Below are 17,771 nucleotides of genomic sequence, written 5' to 3'. Positions count from 1 at the left end.
AAAAAATCCATAGCCAGAGAGTCTGACTATGGATTTTGAAGGCTCTGCCGGATCGGTCAACCGATCGCTAAAAATTTCTTAACTGATCGGCATTAGGCTAAAAGCTGGCTTTTTATGTCTAATCTTTAATTAATTCTTGCCTTACCGGAGAGTTGGGCTTTACATCAGCCAATACCTTTTTGCCTATCAACTCTTTAAGGTGCTTGGGAGCTAAACCATACCCCGGCCTCACACTTCGAATACAGCTTTCCGTAATCACGTCGCCCGCTTTCATGTCTTTCACAAAATACAGCGAGCGTCTAAATTTTACGTTTCCCTGCTCACTTGACTTCTGGCCATAGTCTACTTGACCCAGTGCAGCTTTTGCAGTTTTGGTATCCCGACATAACGCTGCAAGTTCTGAGGGCTCTAATGAGAAACTGTCATCCGGGCCGCCGCCGTTTCTGTCCAGCGTAAAGTGCTTTTCAATAATGCTTGCGCCGAGCGCAGCACTGACGATGGCGGTAGTGTTATCCAGCGTGTGGTCTGACAGACCAGTCAGCACGCCGAATCGCTCAGTCATATCTACCAACGTTTTGAGATTATAATCTTCTGCAGGCGCCGGATAGCCGCTTACACAATGTAAAATTGCTAGCTCTTTACAGCCTGCGCCACGCGCTGCGTCTATCGCTTCCTGTATCTCTTCATCGTTCGCCATACCGGTTGAGATAATCATCGGCTTACCGGTGCGGGCAACATATTCAATAAGCGGCAGGTCTACTGCCTCAAATGAAGCAATTTTGTACGCCGGCGCATTTAAATCTTCCAGCAAATCAACAGCCGTGTTATCGAACGGTGAGCTGAAGATGGTAATACCCTCTTTACGGGCATGTTCAAAGAGGGGTTTATGCCACTCCCAGGGCGTATGCGCCTCTTCGTAAAGCTCATACAGTGTTCGACCGTCCCAAAGACCTCCTTCGATTCTAAATTCAGGAGCATCACAATCCAACGTGATGGTGTCCGGGCGATACGTTTGCAGCTTAACCGCATCCGCTCCCGCCCTTTTTGCTTCAGATATAATCTTTAATGCGGTCTCAATATTGCCGTTATGATTCGCTGATAGCTCCGCAATTATGTAAGGGTCGCCTTCCCCGACTAATTTTCCGTCAATCTTCATACGTCCCCCTTTAATGCTGGCCACCATCGATACGAAAATCCGTGCCCGTGATGAACGAGCTTTGGTCATCTGCAAGAAACTCAACTAAACGTGCTACTTCATCAGTTCTGCCAAGTCGCCCTACCGGAATTTCGTCGATGATTTTACTCAGTATTTCCGGACTCATTGCATCGGTCATGTCGGTACGGAGATACCCCGGAGATACCGTATTGACTGTAATGCCTTTTTTTGCAACCTCAAATGCCAACGATTTTGTAAAACCATAAAGCGCTGACTTACTCGCTGCGTAATTTGCCTGACCGAACTGACCTTTATGTCCATTAATGGATGATATTGAGATGATTCGTCCATATTCTCTTTCAATCATTTGCGGCAAAACTACACGTGTAAGATTAAAAACCCCTGTCAGGTTGGTATTAATCACTTTTCCCCATTGTTCAGGCGTCATCTTTTTAAATGACTTATCGTCCGTCACTCCGGCATTATTAATGAGAATGCTAACTGATATTCCACGCTCCGATAGGCGTTCAAGTAACTGTTCGCAACCATCGAAGTCAGTAACATCCAATTCATAAATACTAATACCAAGCTTTTCTAACTTCTCGACCTGCTTAATTTTTTTATTCTTTTGCTGAGTCGTTCCTACAACCTGATAGCCCTTACGATGAAAAACCTCGCACAAAGCATAACCCAGCCCACCCGTTGCGCCGGTCACTAATACTGCGTTAGACATTTTTTACCTTTTCTAATTGAGCTTTTTTCACATCCGGCCACTTATCTTTATAAAAAGCCAGCAGAATGACGTCGTGAGCCTCGCCGTCTTTAATATGATGCTGTTTTAAACATCCCTCTATTTCAAACCCGAACTTTTGATGAAACTTAACAACCGACTGATTAAAGCCAAGTACCTCACAACATAGCTTGTTTAACCCTAATTCATCGAAAGCATACGTAAGTGCCAAAAACTCCATTCTGCTTCCGAGTCCTTTCGTACTCAAGTCACCAGAGTAAAAAGCCCAATGGGCACGTTTATTGGCTTCATCAATTTGGCTAAATGAAACAAACCCTAAAGGCTTTCCGTGGCTCTCGAAAATGAAATGTTTAATGCTATTGTCTGATGACGTTCTTTGGAACCAGCTGAAATGCTCCTCTTCGGAGATAACATGATCTGTGTACATGTTTTTTCGAACAGCTTCATGGTTTCGCCACTCTAACACCATGCTTAAATCGTTTACCTTCATTGGCCTTAGCTTGTCGCTATTAAACTCCGGCATCACTTGATCCTCCTCAACCTATTCTAATCTGCCCAACACGCGCTCTGCACCTTTACCATCGATGAGCCTGCTGCTAACGTCTACTAATCCTCTAAGAAAATTCTCATCCTGGAGCTTGTCCAATTTTACCGCTAAACAATCGCTGTCTTCGCTTGAAATCTTTACGGAAATCGCCGCTCCCAGCTCAGTCAAATATCTTGCGACTTCCTTTTGATTCTCCGCCAACACCAGCATGATGGTCGGCAATCCCAGACAACAACGCTCCCAGGAAGTGCTGCCGGCGGCGCCGATGGCCACATCGGCCTGACTCATCAGCTCGGCCATATTACTTACCCCTTGCTTGACCGTGACCTTAAAGCGCGACGATGCAGCTTGCTGTTGTATCTTCTCAAGCCAGGGGTTTTGCTGGCCCAGCACGACGGTCATCGTAACCGAGTCAGACAGAGCGCAGGCTTCCAGTGCATCCAGCACGTCGCCGGTGACATTGTCTTTATCAACTCCACCTAGGCTGATTAACAATTGGCGTAGCTCCGTACGTTGACGACGGCGGCTCAGGCTTTTCTCACGCCAGTTTGCGAACTCAGGACGTAGCAGCGCATACTGTGGCCCAATCAACCGAACGCATTCTTGTGGAACCAGCTTGTCGTAGTCGTCGGCACGACGCCCCATATTCTGGTCAAGTAAGATATCGCACTGATGCGCTCGGTCAGCCAGGTCATCGATGACCAGCACATGACGACAGACTTTTCGAACCAGGGTTTCCCAAGGCGCACCAACACCGTAATGGTCAACAACCAGCCAGTCACACTCATTTGGCTGTAATACCGCCAGTGTGTCCTCGCTGTCTTGTTGCTGCCCTCCCGGGAGCCAGTGGCTGTGGGCGTGCTCGTCCGGTGTGGCGGTGACTGACTCAGGTAAGGGCAAAGCATGGACGAAATAACCTTTGGCCTCAATCAGAGCTATCAGGTGACCCGGCTGTTCACGTACAATAAATTCACAGTCATGTCCGCGGTCTTTCAGTACATCGGCGAGGGTAAGGCAGCGCATGGTATGCCCTGAGCCGATTTCAAAAGACGCGTCGACCCGAAAGACAAACTTCATTTTTCCGCCTGCATTGCTTTGAATAGCCATTCGGCACGCGCCCAGTCTTCCGGTGTGTCAATGTCCTGAACACGATGTCTCGGCAGCTCGATGAGCCGGGCCGATGAAGAGAAAATCGGACGTTTTTCAAGCCAGGCAGCTCGCGTCCCCCAGTAAAATTGTCCGGAGTCATGCCAGGCTTCCGTTAAATCCTGCGAGCGGGTGGTAAAGTGCTCGGGCTGGAACATTGAGACCTGCCCCTGCTCATCAACTTTTAGCGCCCGCTGGATGGGGAACGCGTACGTTGTCGCCGAAAAAACGTAATCCGGGGTTGAAGCATCCATCACGGCCTTGCCCCGCCGCAAATCCTCCGCACGAATAAAAGGCGCCGTTGCGTAAAGACAACAGAGATAATCGCTCTCATAACCCGCCGCTGCCAGCCATTGTGCCGCATGCTTTATCACATCAGTGGTACCGGTGTAATCATCGGACAAGTGTGCAGGACGCTTGAACGGCACCCAGGCACCGTGCGCTTGAGCAACCGCAGCGATTTCATCGTCGTCCGTTGAGACGATGACCTTATCAAAACACCCACTGGCCAGCGCGGCCTCAATGGACCAGGCAATCATCGGTTTGCCGCAAAAGGGTTTGATGTTCTTGCGGGGTATCCGTTTACTGCCGCCCCGGGCCGGGATGACCGCGACCGTCATACCGACAACGCCTTGTTTAGCGCCGCAACCACTGTACGCTGCTCGTCGTCGGTCAGGTTGGGGTGCATCGGCAAGCTGATGGCTTCGTGGTAATAAGCCATCGCGTTGGGGAAGTCTTCAGCCACAAACCCCAGGTTTTGATAATACGGCTGGGTGTGCACCGGAATATAATGCAAATTCACACCAATACCCTGCGCGCGCAACGCCTCAAAGAATTCTCGGTGAGAGCGCTCTATCTTGTCTCGTTGCAGACGGATAACGTAAAGATGCAGACCTGAGTAACTGTCCGGGTGCTTGAACGGTGTCGTTACCGGTAACGTCTTTAGCAACTCATCGTAAGTTGCTGCCAGCTCATGGCGTTTTGCGACGTACTCATCCAGACGCTCAAGCTGGCTGAGCCCCAGCGCAGCCTGAAGCTCGGTCATCCGGTAATTAAAACCCAGGTCGATTTGCTGGTAATACCAGGGGCCATGGCTGGCATGAGTCATCTTTTCCGTATCCCGGGTGATGCCGTGACTGCGCAGTAAATCCATTTTTTGCGCAAGCGCTTTGCTGTTGGTCAACGCCATTCCGCCTTCCGCTGTGGTGATGATTTTTACCGGATGAAAACTGAAAACGGTAATGTCACTGTATTGTCCGTTACCAATGTATTCACCCCGGTATTTACCCCCGATAGCGTGAGAGGCATCCTCAATCACTTTGACACCGTATTGGTCAGCGAGCGCTTTGATTGCCGCCATCTCACAAGGTTGTCCACATAAGTGCACAACAACCAGCACTTTGGGAAGACAATCGCGGGCAGCCGCTTGCTGCAATTTGGTTTGCAACGCCTCGACGCTGATATTGTAAGTGGCTGGATCAATGTCAACAAAATCAACGTCAGCACCGCAATACAGCCCGCAGTTTGCTGAAGCAACAAAGGTCACGGGCGTGGTCCACAACACATCACCTGGCCCCAACTCGAGCGCGAGACAGGCTATATGTAGTGCTGATGTAGCACTGTTGACCGCAAGCGCGTACTCAGCCCTTACTTTTTTAGCTACTGCCTGCTCAAACGCGGGTACGCGCGGCCCTTGCGTCAGGAAATCAGACTGCAGTACTTCAACCACCGCATCAATGTCATGCTGGCGAATATCTTGTTTGCCGTAGGGTATCATCAGATTTTACCGATTTTCTCAAAGTTACTGTTAAGCCATTGCTGCAGTGCTTCGTCAGTCATCCATTCTGAGTTATTATCGCTGGAATAGGTAAAACCTTCAGGCACTTTTGTGCCGTCCTTAATACGGTCAGCATCCTTGTCCCAATTATTGATAGCCGGCAGTATTTTGTAATGCTCCGGGTATTCGTAGGTATAGGGTGCATCTTCAAAGCCTATCATCTGCTCATGAAGTTTCTCGCCTGGGCGAATACCGACTACTTCCTGTTCTGCATCTGGGGCAACTAAACTAGCCACATCCGTGACTTTCATGGACGGGATTTTCTTGACGTAAATTTCACCGCCGACCATATCTTCGAAAGCATGCCAGACGAGCTCTACGCCCTGCTCAAGAGAAATCATGAAACGTGTCATGCGATCGTCTGTGATAGGCAAAACGCCCTTATCGCGGATTGACATAAAAAATGGAATCACTGACCCACGTGAGCCCATTACATTGCCGTAACGAACAACAGAGAAACGCGTTTTCTTTGCACCCGCATAATGATTGCCAGCCACAAATAGCTTATCAGAGGCGAGTTTGGTGGCACCGTATAAATTAATTGGGCTACTGGCTTTATCGGTTGAAAGTGCCACCACTTTTTTAACGCCCTTATCAATACACGCATCGACTAGATTCATAGCGCCGTTTACGTTGGTTTTAATACACTCAAACGGATTATATTCCGCAGTGGGGACAATCTTAGTTGCCGCTGCATGAACCACGTAATCGACGCCATCGAGCGCCCGATATAGACGGTCTTTATCACGCACATCGCCGATGAAAAAACGCACGCGCGGATCGCCCTCAAACAACTTCGCCATTTCCCACTGCTTCATCTCGTCGCGGGAAAGAATGATAATTTTTTTAGGGTTATATTTAGCGAGGGTCATGGGCACAAATTTATGTCCAAAAGATCCTGTCCCCCCAGTAATAAGAATATTCTTCCCGACTTCCATAATAATTCCTACTTAGACAGTTAAACCAGTGTTGACTGAAGTTGACTCTAGCATATAAGGGTCATCCTTATACTCCTCATCGAACGACCCTATCATTTCTATTAAAATGTCAACTGTATCTTCGAATAATTTTGCATTAGAACTTATGGTAAAATCACAATCTGACAACTTCATTAAAACAGAGCCAAGGTAAGGCAAAACAGGTGAGAATAAGCTATAAGCAATTAAATTTCCTTTTAAGGCTTGCTCTAATAAATTTCTTTTCAAATTACTTAGATATTCGATTGCATCCTGCGGGTCTTCTCTCACCTTCAACAAAATAGCTTTAATCTCATCAGGTAGCCGTACTGATTTTTCTTTTTTTATCTGCATACTTAACCTTCTACCCAAATCTCTTGTTAAATCTTTGGAAAAGCACTCATCAAACCCTGTATTTTCAAAACAAAAATTTCGAGCCAAACTGTTTTCAAAATCAGAACGGTTAATATAATTAGTCCCATCTATAAAGGCTCCGTCGCTTAAATTATTCACCCTGGCTTTCGGAAATGTTCGAACTAACTGACCTAAGTTTTTAATAGCCAAATAAAATTCAAGCTTAGTATAAATAAACGACCTTTTATTTCCCTTTACTATGATCCGATCCTCAACAGTGTCCTCATATGAGAATTTCTCACTTCCATCATCTCGATAATACGAGGAATGTTTAGAGTGGTGCTTTAAAATATCATTAAATCCTAAATCAACCCCAACTAACGTTACCTTCTCAAAGCCTAGAGTCAATATAGCACTAGCCGCAAAATTGGATACTGTCGGATTGCCGGACAGAGCAATCGGTGGCTTCCTCTTTAAAACCTCTAGACACTGACCTACCACCTCCATTCCGCCACCTAAAGATGTAAAAATTCCATAATGTTTTTTGAATAAACCTGCGGTATCAGGATGAGTCCAAACGGGTGCCAATAGGCAAATTGATTTTAAATAGCTTTTATCCTTTATCGATGAAATAATATCGTAAGTAACCCTGTTCTGTTCAACTTCAGCATGAAAGTCAGGAGTTATTCCCTGCTTCCACAGAGCGCCTAAAGCAGTACCACAAGAAACAATAATGAAGTGACTTCTTTTTTCTTTAATTAAATCCCAGTAAAGATCGAGCGAGGGACCATTACCGACAATTAATACCTCGTTCGACCTAATATCAGTAGATTTTATCGTATCAGTATTCACCACAGTGTTACCAAGCGTAAAATTTTTCAAACAATGAGAAATAGCATATCGCGCATGGTGAAAAGTCTCAGAAAGAGCAACAGAAACCGTCAACTCTTCTCTAAACATATGAATAGGTTTTCTGAGTTGCGAAATATGACGCTCAAGGAAAAGATATGAATTCAGTAAATAAAATCCGTTCTCCTTCACCATTGAACTCTTTATATCTGAAACCAGATTACTCCCGTCGTCACCAATACTTAAATTCAATTTCTTTTTATTAAGATCAAAACTACTAATAAGAACCTTCCAATCGAAGGTAAAAAGCGACCAATAGAAAAACTCGATATTAGGCTCGTAATATAATAGATAGTCGATATCAACCTGTTCAACAATTTTCTTTTGAGCATGCCCTAGAGCACTAGACATTAGTATCAACGACGGGGTTTTTTCAGGTAAACCAGATTTACGGACTGTCATCGAATTTAACAAATCGCGAATTTTTCCAGCATATCGATAAAACGTGTACTCACTTAATTTACCACCATTAATCGAGTGAGTAGGTAATGTTTTAACCGGATTCGATAGGAATGTTGAAAAACTCGCATTGGCATCCGCGCCAGGATCCAATCCATACCAGAAAGCTTGTCGATTTTTGTTGTAAATATTAGCTTTAGAAAAGTTTTTACTGGGTACAAAAAACCAATTTTTAGGACTGTAATCACGCATTGCTAAGGCAATATCAGGAAAATACTGCTCAAAGCATTCGATATTCTCTTTAAATCTAAACTCGTACTTCTCTATAGCGCAAGCTTCCGGTTCACTCTCAGCTACTTGTTGAGCCAATGTTTGACTGAAAAGGGGGACATTATTTTCAATCTTCTCGAATTCTTCTGTAGTCTCTAGCAAGAGTCGGTTATCAATATTGTCATAACCTAATTTTCTTAGTAGGAAACTAAAAGCGTCATAATTCGGATAGTGAAGGTGTTGGTATATATCAAGATCATCCAATTTGAATACGTTTAGAACTTCCTCTACATCATCTAACACTGAACCAGTTGAATTAATTAGGAATGCTAAGTTACCGCCTCTAGAGTTAAGAAGCTGGTTAACCTTATACCAATCGGTAGAGTAAAACGACGCCAATAATAAGTCGAGACTTGGTTCAAAAACGACTAAATTCTTGTAACCTTCATGTTGGACTAAGTACTCATAAGCAGCACCTAAACCGATACCAAGACCTATGAGAGAGTCTCGCGCCCGCGGTCCAACTAGCTGACTATCAAATCCTGTAATTACTCCGTGAACAGAATAAATTTCATCGAACTGGTTGGCAGAGTATTTTAAACTATGTATTGATGTGTTTTTGACGTGTTCTAGCTGCGCCTGATTGCAGTTGAGTGGATATAAAGTTTCACCAGTCTCCGTGTTCACAACATTAACTTCTTCATTCCTATTAAAAAATATATTCGCTTTCGTCGACTGGTTATTCAAAATTTGTTTGTGAAGTTCGGGGAATTGAACGCTAAAAAACGCTAGGTTTCTCTCTTTTCGACTATTGTGTGCGTCATAAATGCGCTTGTCTATTTCAGTTTGGCTCTGATCATCTAGCGTTTGATAGGCTATGTTGGTTTGCATAGTTTTTAGCATCTCAAAATTTTGACGTTTAATCAAAACTACAAGCAAATGCTATGCCATTCAATACTTACTTTTTGCTTTTCGTCCTTTAGCCAGTTCTAATAATGCGTCTCGCCGGTCATTTTGAAGCGTTTTTAACCTCGATATCGCATGGGATAAAAACGTTAGCTCCTCCTTCATCAATTTACCGGCGGTTTCAGGGGGCTGTGTAACCTTCAGTTCATCACTGTAAAATTGCAGATTAGTACAATAAGCGGCTATGACTTTCTCTGCAGCTTCGAGATCAAAGCCTTCACTAGTCAATTCAGACGTCACAGCTTCACGACACCTTGCAATTTTGGCTTCATAGACCTTAGCCAATTAACCTCCTGCCACAGCCAATGATTCTCGTTGGCTAAGTGTCGAGCTTCTGACGTCTTGTGGAATAGAGTCCCAACCTTCCTTGATTGTTGTCATAATTTTTTGGCAGTCGTGAATTTTTTGAGCTGAATTTTCCTGCGATGCCTGGAGCAAATGCTCAACGATAAAATCATAAAGACTAGCTAAGTTGCTCGTTACGTCCTCACCACCTTCAACAGGAAGCAGTGAATCATTAAGTGACTTAACGATTGCCGTTGCTTTGCTTATATGTTCAGATTTAGCGGCCAAATCTTTACGCTCAATAGCACTCCGAGCCATGACCATTCTATCAATGGCTCCCTGCATTAGCATTTGTATGATCTGGTATGGATCTGCTGTTCCTAATTGATCCCGTATACCAACCTGTTTATATGCGTTTAAACCTTTCTTATTCATTAACTGTTACCTCCGAACCCCGGCAAGCTCGCTAATTGGCCTTGCAGAGCAGTCATTGTCTGATTCATTTGAGCTAACATCGCGTCGAGTCCTTGATACTCCTCACGCAGGTTTTTCTCAAAGTTCTCCATATATCGTTCAAACCGCTCTCTTTCTTTAGTAATATTTTCCTTATTTGACTCAAAAACGTCTTCTTTTGATTCAAATAAACCACCACGCTGGGTGTACTGTTCGATATAACCCTCCAAACGGCTACCTATGCCATCTGTGTTAGCAAACAACTCACTTACGCCTTCAAAGTTTTCATCAAGAGCCTTGTCTAGCTGCGCTTCACCGTCAGCGCTAAAAGTCAGTTTGCCATCATCGTCAAAACTTAACCCAATACCATATAGCGTGTTAGTACCAGCCGGGGCAGAGCCGACTGCGCCACCAACTATATTACTTAAACCAGCTCGCAACCCTCGCAACATCGAATCGCCAACTAAAGGGCCACTACGCCCCTCAACATTAACCTGCGTCAAGGTATTAGCTTGATCAACAAATTTGTTATAAGCATCGACAAATTCCTCAATATTCTTTTTCACACCTGGTTTATCTGTCGTAACCTCCACCGTTTGCTTATCACCGGGGGATGCCTGCTTGGCAACAAGTTCAACGCCTGTTATTGCGTTTGTAAAAGTATTTGTCGAGCTAAAGACCTCGATACCATCAACAATCATCTTGGCATCACGGGCTTGGTCCTCTGCTGCTATGGATAAACCGGCAGACGCCCCTGTGGCAACAGTCGAAATCGAATCCAATTCCGCGTTATCGTTACTTACAACAAGTTCATTAGCTTGACCCGTTAAGTTCGAGCTTAACACTAACCTTGTCTCAGGGGTGCTCCCTCCCGTATTGATAACCGACGCACTAACACCATAGTTTTGTTCTGATGAGTTGACTGCATCGGCAATTTCCTGAAGCGTAGCACCTGCGGCTACATCAACGGAAAATGTATTATCTCCACTGGCAGTCGATAAAGAGAGCGTGCCAGTTGTCGTTGAAATTACCTCATCCGCAGATGAAAAGGCAGCAGATTTAGCTTTAGTTCCTTGTGCCAAAGATTCAACAGAAATTTGATAACTAGCTTCGGCCGCGCTTCGGCTCACAGTTGCCGATAAATACGGGTTTAATTCCGAGGCTTCGCCATCCTCATCTTCGTTAGACGACACTGAAGTCGAGGATTGTCCATTAATAATAGCAGCTTTACTATTCATCTTATCGGGATCTGAGAGCTTCTCTAAGCTTTCGAGCACTTTAGACAACCCGGATTTAAGTTTGCTGTAGCCAGATAACGAGACACTGACGTCGTTTTCACGCCTTTGTAATGCCTCTAATTTAGGACGCCGTTCCGCTTGAACTAGCTGAGTCACTAAATCTTCTAATGCAAGTCCCGAACCTACACCTAATGACGAAATTGCCATATTGACCTCCTAAATCCACAACAAACTTAAACCCGCTGCTTAGATCGTGCTGTTAAATAAATACCCAACGGAGCTTTTTTCTTCACTTCCGGTTTCGTCACGTTGATCGCTTAATTTCTCTGCTAGACGGACTATTTCTTCTGACGGTATCTGACGTATCAACTCACCGCTTTCAGAATCTATAACCTTAACAATGGTTGCCCCTATATCTTCATTGACACTGAATTCTAAATTACGTTGGCGGATGCTTTCATTGCGATTTACTTCGTCTACCAACTCCCGTAACTCATCGGTGGATTTTATCCTTGACTTATCATCCTCTGACTTATTTAGACCGTTTACTTTTTCAGAAGACTCAAGCTTTTGTTTAAGCGCCACAGTATCCTTTGACCCTTCAATGACGTTACGCTTTCCTGATTCAACAGCAGTGCCTGAAAACGAATTGCTTAAAGCATTTAATTCAATACCCATGGTATTTTGCCTCGAAAAAGTGTTGTTTGGCTAAATTATAGCCAAACAACACGGCTATTTCTATCCAAGTAGCGATAACGCTGCTTGTGGACGTTGATTTGCCTGTGCAAGAATAGTCGTACTTGCCTGCTGACGAATCTGGAATTTGGTTAGATTTGCCGTTTCAGCTGCAAAGTCTGTATCCTGAATCCGAGAACGAGCGGCTGTTACATTTTCTGAGATATTGCTCAAGTTTCTAATAGTCGACTGAAAACGATTCTGAACCGCACCGAGGTCAGCTCGAGTATCATTAACGTTTGTCAATGCAGTATCGAGTGTTGCCAACGCTGCTGATGCGCCACTTACACCAGAAATTGATAGAGTATCAATGCCTAGCGCTGTGGCTGTAAAGCCACTTCCACCGACACCAGAGATAGTTACACCAATATTCTGTCCTGCCTCTGCACCAACAAGAAAAGACTCGTCATAGGAACCGGTGAGCAGGTTCTTACCCGCAAACTGAGTGTTCTCAGCTATTCGAGTAATTTCGCTGGTCAGCGCTGCAACTTCTTTTTGCAGTGCATCGCGATCTGCTTGAGAATTCACACCGTTCTGCGATTGAACCGCAAGTTGTCTCATCCGCTGCAATGAATCAGTTACCTCTTGAAGCGCGCCTTCTGCCGTCTGAGCAACAGAGATTCCGTCATTTGCGTTCCGGACAGCTTGATCAAGACCTTGAATTTGAGACGTCATTCGGCTTGAAATTTGCAAGCCTGCAGCATCATCTGCTGCGCTGTTGATACGAAATCCTGACGACAACCGTTCAAACGCTGTATCCAGGCCGTTGCCCGATTGCATTAACTGACGTTGAGCGTTCAGAGATGAAACGTTTGTATTAACATAAAGTGCCATAGCACATCCTCCGATAGTGAGAGAAAAAGGTATCTCATAAATATTATCGGCAAGACTTTGCCGCTCTTTAGTTTATTTTTAAAAAAAGCGGCAATTTTTTCTACGTGCACGATCGACAAGGTTACTAAACGTCTAAAAATGGTTCAGCGGCTAATGAAAAATAATCTGAAACAGATTTGCTATTTTCCGATGTTAGATTAAGGTAAACGACACCAGCAAAAGGAAAAGTTTTGCCTTGGTATTCGATAAAACACTGATGTTGGCCCTTTTGTTCTTCTGTAACTAGCCAAGTGCCGCCAAATTGTTGCTTAAAGACTTCTCCACAGTATGCACCAAGCATATTAGACAAAGTAAAAATCACTTTATCATCAGTAAGTTGCTCAATAAAATTTAACTTTAACTGACTTATCACCTCATCAATCATTTTTATGCTGCCGATCGAGAAATCTAGCTCTTGCCCAAATTCTGAATTTACAAAATTAACCGCGTCCTGACTTAAATTTTTCATCATTTCACTGTATTGAGTATTCGACATTGAGATCTCCTTTTTCTATAGTTGAAAACAAAAAAGCCACTCTGTCCAGAGTGGCTTCTTCTTTTTTAAGAGACTTTTCAACTAACGGGTTAGCCACCCAGCAGTGAAAGTGCTGCCTGAGGACGCTGGTTCGCCTGAGCTAATATAGTAGTACTTGCCTGCTGGCGAATCTGGAATTTGGTCAAGTTCGCGGTTTCAGCAGCAAAGTCGGTATCTCTGATTCGAGAGCGCGCCGCGGTGACATTCTCAGACACGTTACTCAGGTTACGAATAGTTGACTGAAAACGATTCTGAACCGCACCCAAATCCGCACGTGTGCTGTTGACCGTTTCGATGGCTGCATCTATCGAGCTAAGCGCAGTACTTGCTCCCCCTACCGTAGAAACAGTTAAGCCATTAACACTTAGAGCTGCAGCGTTAAAGGCTGTAGCTGACAAGCTAATTCCAATGTTCTGACCCGCTTCAGCACCGACAAGGAAGTTCTCGGAATAATTGCCATCCAATAGATTCTTTCCAGCAAACTGCGTATTATCTGCAATTCGTGTGATTTCAGTTTTCAGCGCTGATACTTCTTTTTGCAACGCATCGCGGTCCTCAGCAGTATTAACACCGTTCTGCGACTGCACAGCTAACTGACGCATTCTTTGAAGCGATTGCGTAACCTCTTGCAGCGCACCTTCAGCGGTCTGCGCTACAGAAATACCGTCATTAGCATTTCGAACAGCCTGGTCAAGACCTTGGATTTGTGAAGTCATACGGCTTGAAATTTGCAGACCCGCAGCGTCATCCGCTGCACTATTGATGCGAAAACCTGAAGACAAACGTTGAAATGCTGTGTCCAGGCCGTTACCTGATGTCATCAATTGACGCTGAGCGTTCAAAGAAGAGACGTTAGTGTTTACATATAAAGCCATGATTGCCTCCAGGCGATGTTAGCTAAAACTGTTTCATTATCTTGGTTAATTTTTGTATCGGCGGTTACCGAGTAACCTTTAATATTTTTTGAGATTTTTTTACCGCAGATAGTCAAACAAACTTAACCCACTAACCCGACTAAAGATTTGCCGTGACGCTTCCAGGATCGTCTCTGATTTAGTCAGGTCGGTAATGGCCGTTGCCCAATCGATGTCTTCTATCGACGCACGGGTCTCTTTATTAACCACCTGGAAATCGGCGTTACTATTATTAGCATTTTCCATCACATTGATGCGCGCGCCCACGCCCGACCTTGCTGATAAAATTTGGTCGTTACCGGTGGACAAGTCGTCTAAACCAAAACTGATTTGGTTTTGAATTTCGATTTCGGATTTGCCGGCAGAGTTTAACAGCGTATTCGCCAGGTCACCAATAACCGTTGCAACATTACGCTCCACCGGTTGGTCAAAGCCCACCTCGACGCTGTCACCTGCAGCCGGCGTTCCTGTATATTCAATTTCCAACCCCGCAACTTCAATCGGGCTACCTGGGGTAAAGGTTTGTCCCGTCAATGGCGGGGCCCCTGCAGGGTTGCCCGCTGAATCAACGACGTTAAAGGTAGTTGGACTGGTAAATTCCAAACGAACAAAGTTATTCGCTGGTGTCGCCGGGTCATATAAATCTTCTGATAATTCTAGAAATTCTTTACGATTGGGAACACCAACGCTTTCAACACCAATGGTGTCACTTTGCAAGGTCACATTAGTTCGTTTATTGACCAGTCCAAAAACTTCGCTACCGGGGTCGCCGGCGGCAAGCTTGAGCGTTGGGGAAATCTGAATCGTCCGCTGGCCATCGTCATTTTGATAACTATAGGATTTTGATATGGGATCGTACTCAAACGGCTGATTCCGATTCTGATAACCGCCAAAAATAAAGTTACCCGCTTCATCCCGGGTATTCATTAAATCAAACACTTCTTGTTCGATTGCAGCCAGTTCTTGTCCAATCGCTTTGTAGTCTTGTTCTGAGTTGACCCCATTCCCAGCCTGCACAGCCAACTGCCGCGCACGATTCAATGACAAGTTAATATTACCCAGCACGCTCTCTTCGCGTTTTAGCGAATTTTCTAAAAAGTTGGAATTACGCGCGAACTGCTCGTTCTGCGAAATTTTTTCGTTCAGTGCCAACACCTGCGTATTACCAATCGGGTCATCCGCCGGGGTCAAAATATTGGTTTGTTTGGTCAGCTTTTCCTGCACCACGTTAACCCGCTCCTGTGTACGGAGCAGGTTGTCTAAGGTTTGTTTGTAGTAGAGGTTAGTACTTAATCGCATAATTACCTCGTTGACTGCAGCAGGGTATCGAACGTTGATTGCGCCACGGTGATGATTCGTGCGCTGGCGTTATAGGCCTGCTCAAATTGAATTAGGTTAGCCGCTTCTTCTTCCAAATTAACTCCGGACACTGACTCATAGGCGGTCTCAGTTTGCGACTTTATCGCTTCAGCTGTTTCCTGCGCAATTCGTGTCTGGCTTACTTTACTGCCGACTTCCGAAACAATGCGCGCAAAACTGTCGTTAAAACTCAGTGTTGGATCTTCACTATCGATAACTGAACGACGTACCGTATTTTCTCGCTGCAAATCAGTCAGCAACTGGCCATTGCGGTTATCGTTAATACCATCGGTATTGTACTGAATGCTGAAGCTGTCACCGTCAATTGGGGTTCCATCCAGGGTTACATCGTAGTCAACGTCTCCCCCACCGGCGGCGCGGCTAATAATATTTTCGAAGTCATTAGTGTTATTAATGGTACCAAAGGTGTCACCGTCGCCGTCTAACACCGTGATATTAAAGGTTCCGTCAGCATTTTCTTGAAACTCGAGTCTCTGCGGCGCATCGTTGTCTAGTGCATCACCGTTATAAAACGCGCCTGGGTCATTCAGTGCAGAAAGCTCTAACTCTGCTACACCTTCGTTATCTGACGTCGCGACCAGTCGCACAGGTGAGGCCAACGCTAAGTCTTGCGGCCGGGTCATTTGCGTCTGAATATTTAATGCGGCTTCTTCTGCCGGCTTAGTTAAAAATTGATCACCGATTGCGGCGCCAGCATTATCAATCGACAACATCACGCCATAACCTGGTACTTCGTAATCACCTGCACCCGCACTGGCATTGATCGTAAATGACGGTGCATCGGGTAACGCTGCACCGTTAACATCTGCAGCTTGCACAGTGTATTCCGTTGCACTGATTTTTTTTACTAACAGGTTTTCTGAACCAAACTGCTCGCTGTTACCTTCAAGCACCGACATGCTGATCTCGCCTGTGCCGGTGTTGTTAATAAAACTTAGGCCACTGACCTTGGTATCAGATAAATCGAAGATTTTTGTACCCAACTGGTTATCCAAATCCATACCCTTTTGATTTTGGGTATTGAGTGCATCAGTAACCCTTACCGCCAACTGACCGAGTTTCTTCTGAGCGGGTAACAATACATTGTCGCGGTAATCCAGGTAACCACCCACCGCGCCGCCCACGTCTTCATCACGGACTGGGTAGCGGGTTTCGTTTTGCGATTTGGTTTGGCTTTCAACAAATAATTGCAAGCGCCCGGTGTCCGGTTTTTGACTCGCAACCAGGCTGTTAAATTTACCGTTTTCCAGCACCAGCGGGGTGCCGTTGGCCATGTTTACCGAAATCGCACCTGAATCATGTTCAACGGTTTGGAACTGCACTAACTCTGCGAGTTTGCGTAGCTCGGCATCACGCTGGTTCATCAGCGAGTTAACGTCTGACTGTTTATTCTCGGAGTTGCCGTACTGTAGTTGTACGTTCAGCTCAGCAAGGTTTTCGGTAATGGTGTTAATTTGTTCTGTCGATGTTTGCAGCCGCTGATTAATGATGTCTTCTTGGTCATTCAAAAAGCCACCAAAACTATTAAACTGTGTTGCTAAGCCTTCAGCTTCGGTAATGACGATTTGTCGTGCAGTTATTGAACTGGGATCACTGTTGGCGTCTTGCAGCGCGTTAAAAAAGCTTTCTACTGCCGAGGCTACGTTGGTATCGCGGTTACCTAACAATTTATCGAGTTGTTCAGCTTGCTCTAGTTTCGCGGTGTTGAATTCAACCCGCGAGATGTCGCGATTCAGTTGTTTGTTGATAAAAGAATTGATCAGGCGTTCGGTACGCGTACCTTCAATGACACCATACTCGTTGGTGACATAGCTGGTACGTTCGCGCACATAACTGTCGTTGTTGACGTTATTGATATTGCGACCGGTTGTTTGCAAGCTTTGCTGGTGTGCCAGCACCGCTCGTTTACCTGCCTCTAATAAATCAAAACTCATGGATCAACTCTCCGTTTACAGCTGGCCGATGTTCGGCTGCTTTTGTTATCGACCAACGTTGGCTAATGTTTAGCCGGGTGCGGCAATTTTTTGCCGCTTTTGTTTCTACCAACTAATGGTAGCTTGCGTCCTG

Annotated in this window: 17 protein-coding genes; all 17 read right to left on the bottom strand. The window is 45.1% G+C overall.

Features of this window, described 5'->3' with window-relative positions:
• Nucleotides 1-118: 118 nt before the first annotated feature.
• The 17 genes from pseI to flgK all read right to left on the bottom strand — a co-directional run bounded on the left by pseI (nt 119) and on the right by flgK (nt 17,638).
• A complete protein-coding gene (gene pseI, locus DEU29_RS03280; RefSeq protein WP_133538811.1) occupies nt 119-1,156 on the bottom strand; it encodes a pseudaminic acid synthase in 1,038 nt (345 codons plus the stop codon).
• 10 nt (nt 1,157-1,166) lie between these two features.
• Complete coding sequence (locus DEU29_RS03275) at nt 1,167-1,889, bottom strand: 3-oxoacyl-ACP reductase (RefSeq protein ID WP_133538810.1); 723 nt, start codon at nt 1,887-1,889, stop codon at nt 1,167-1,169.
• Entirely contained in the window at nt 1,882-2,430 is a 549-nt protein-coding gene (gene pseH / locus DEU29_RS03270; protein WP_133538830.1) for a UDP-4-amino-4,6-dideoxy-N-acetyl-beta-L-altrosamine N-acetyltransferase, read from the bottom strand. The genes DEU29_RS03275 and pseH overlap by 8 nt, the downstream gene beginning before the upstream one ends.
• Before the next feature lie 18 nt (nt 2,431-2,448).
• A complete protein-coding gene (gene pseG / locus DEU29_RS03265) occupies nt 2,449-3,531 on the bottom strand; it encodes a UDP-2,4-diacetamido-2,4,6-trideoxy-beta-L-altropyranose hydrolase (RefSeq protein ID WP_133538809.1) in 1,083 nt (360 codons plus the stop codon).
• A complete protein-coding gene (gene pseF, locus DEU29_RS03260) occupies nt 3,528-4,220 on the bottom strand; it encodes a pseudaminic acid cytidylyltransferase (RefSeq protein WP_133538808.1) in 693 nt (230 codons plus the stop codon). Before pseF ends, pseG begins: the two co-directional genes overlap by 4 nt.
• A complete protein-coding gene (gene pseC / locus DEU29_RS03255) occupies nt 4,217-5,377 on the bottom strand; it encodes a UDP-4-amino-4,6-dideoxy-N-acetyl-beta-L-altrosamine transaminase (protein ID WP_133538807.1) in 1,161 nt (386 codons plus the stop codon). Before pseC ends, pseF begins: the two co-directional genes overlap by 4 nt.
• The gene (gene pseB, locus DEU29_RS03250; RefSeq protein WP_133538806.1) at nt 5,377-6,375 is read right to left on the bottom strand and encodes a UDP-N-acetylglucosamine 4,6-dehydratase (inverting); all 999 of its coding nucleotides are present in this window, start codon (nt 6,373-6,375) and stop codon (nt 5,377-5,379) included. The genes pseC and pseB overlap by 1 nt, the downstream gene beginning before the upstream one ends.
• A gap of 12 nt (nt 6,376-6,387) precedes the next feature.
• A complete protein-coding gene (locus DEU29_RS03245) occupies nt 6,388-9,216 on the bottom strand; it encodes a motility associated factor glycosyltransferase family protein (RefSeq protein ID WP_166635871.1) in 2,829 nt (942 codons plus the stop codon).
• A 60-nt stretch (nt 9,217-9,276) separates the two neighbouring features.
• Nucleotides 9,277-9,576, bottom strand: a complete 300-nt coding sequence (locus DEU29_RS03240) for a hypothetical protein (protein WP_133538804.1) — start codon at nt 9,574-9,576, stop codon at nt 9,277-9,279.
• Entirely contained in the window at nt 9,577-10,011 is a 435-nt protein-coding gene (gene fliS / locus DEU29_RS03235; protein ID WP_133538803.1) for a flagellar export chaperone FliS, read from the bottom strand. It lies immediately after the preceding gene.
• On the bottom strand, nt 10,011-11,474 hold the full coding sequence (fliD, locus tag DEU29_RS03230) for a flagellar filament capping protein FliD (RefSeq protein ID WP_133538802.1): 1,464 nt from the start codon (nt 11,472-11,474) through the stop codon (nt 10,011-10,013). Before fliD ends, fliS begins: the two co-directional genes overlap by 1 nt.
• Nucleotides 11,475-11,513: 39 nt before the next feature.
• Nucleotides 11,514-11,945: a flagellar protein FlaG gene (locus DEU29_RS03225; RefSeq protein ID WP_133538801.1), complete on the bottom strand. Its 432-nt coding sequence runs from the start codon at nt 11,943-11,945 to the stop codon at nt 11,514-11,516.
• A gap of 60 nt (nt 11,946-12,005) precedes the next feature.
• The gene (locus DEU29_RS03220) at nt 12,006-12,836 is read right to left on the bottom strand and encodes a flagellin domain-containing protein (protein WP_133538800.1); all 831 of its coding nucleotides are present in this window, start codon (nt 12,834-12,836) and stop codon (nt 12,006-12,008) included.
• Between the two features lie 124 nt (nt 12,837-12,960).
• A complete protein-coding gene (locus DEU29_RS03215; protein ID WP_133538799.1) occupies nt 12,961-13,371 on the bottom strand; it encodes a hypothetical protein in 411 nt (136 codons plus the stop codon).
• A gap of 89 nt (nt 13,372-13,460) precedes the next feature.
• Nucleotides 13,461-14,285 carry a flagellin domain-containing protein gene (locus DEU29_RS03210; RefSeq protein ID WP_133538798.1) on the bottom strand — a complete coding sequence of 275 codons (825 nt, stop codon included), beginning with the start codon at nt 14,283-14,285 and terminating at the stop codon, nt 13,461-13,463.
• Between the two features lie 99 nt (nt 14,286-14,384).
• Nucleotides 14,385-15,623, bottom strand: a complete 1,239-nt coding sequence (gene flgL / locus DEU29_RS03205; protein WP_133538797.1) for a flagellar hook-associated protein FlgL — start codon at nt 15,621-15,623, stop codon at nt 14,385-14,387.
• 2 nt (nt 15,624-15,625) lie between these two features.
• Nucleotides 15,626-17,638, bottom strand: coding sequence for a flagellar hook-associated protein FlgK (gene flgK / locus DEU29_RS03200; protein ID WP_133538796.1), 2,013 nt, complete (start codon nt 17,636-17,638; stop codon nt 15,626-15,628).
• Between the last annotated feature and the right edge of the window lie 133 nt (nt 17,639-17,771).

The organism is Idiomarina aquatica, from assembly GCF_004362895.1.
GTDB lineage: Bacteria > Pseudomonadota > Gammaproteobacteria > Enterobacterales > Alteromonadaceae > Idiomarina.
The sequence above is the reverse complement of the archived record's forward strand: the minus strand, read 5'-3'. Positions and strand labels throughout refer to the sequence as shown.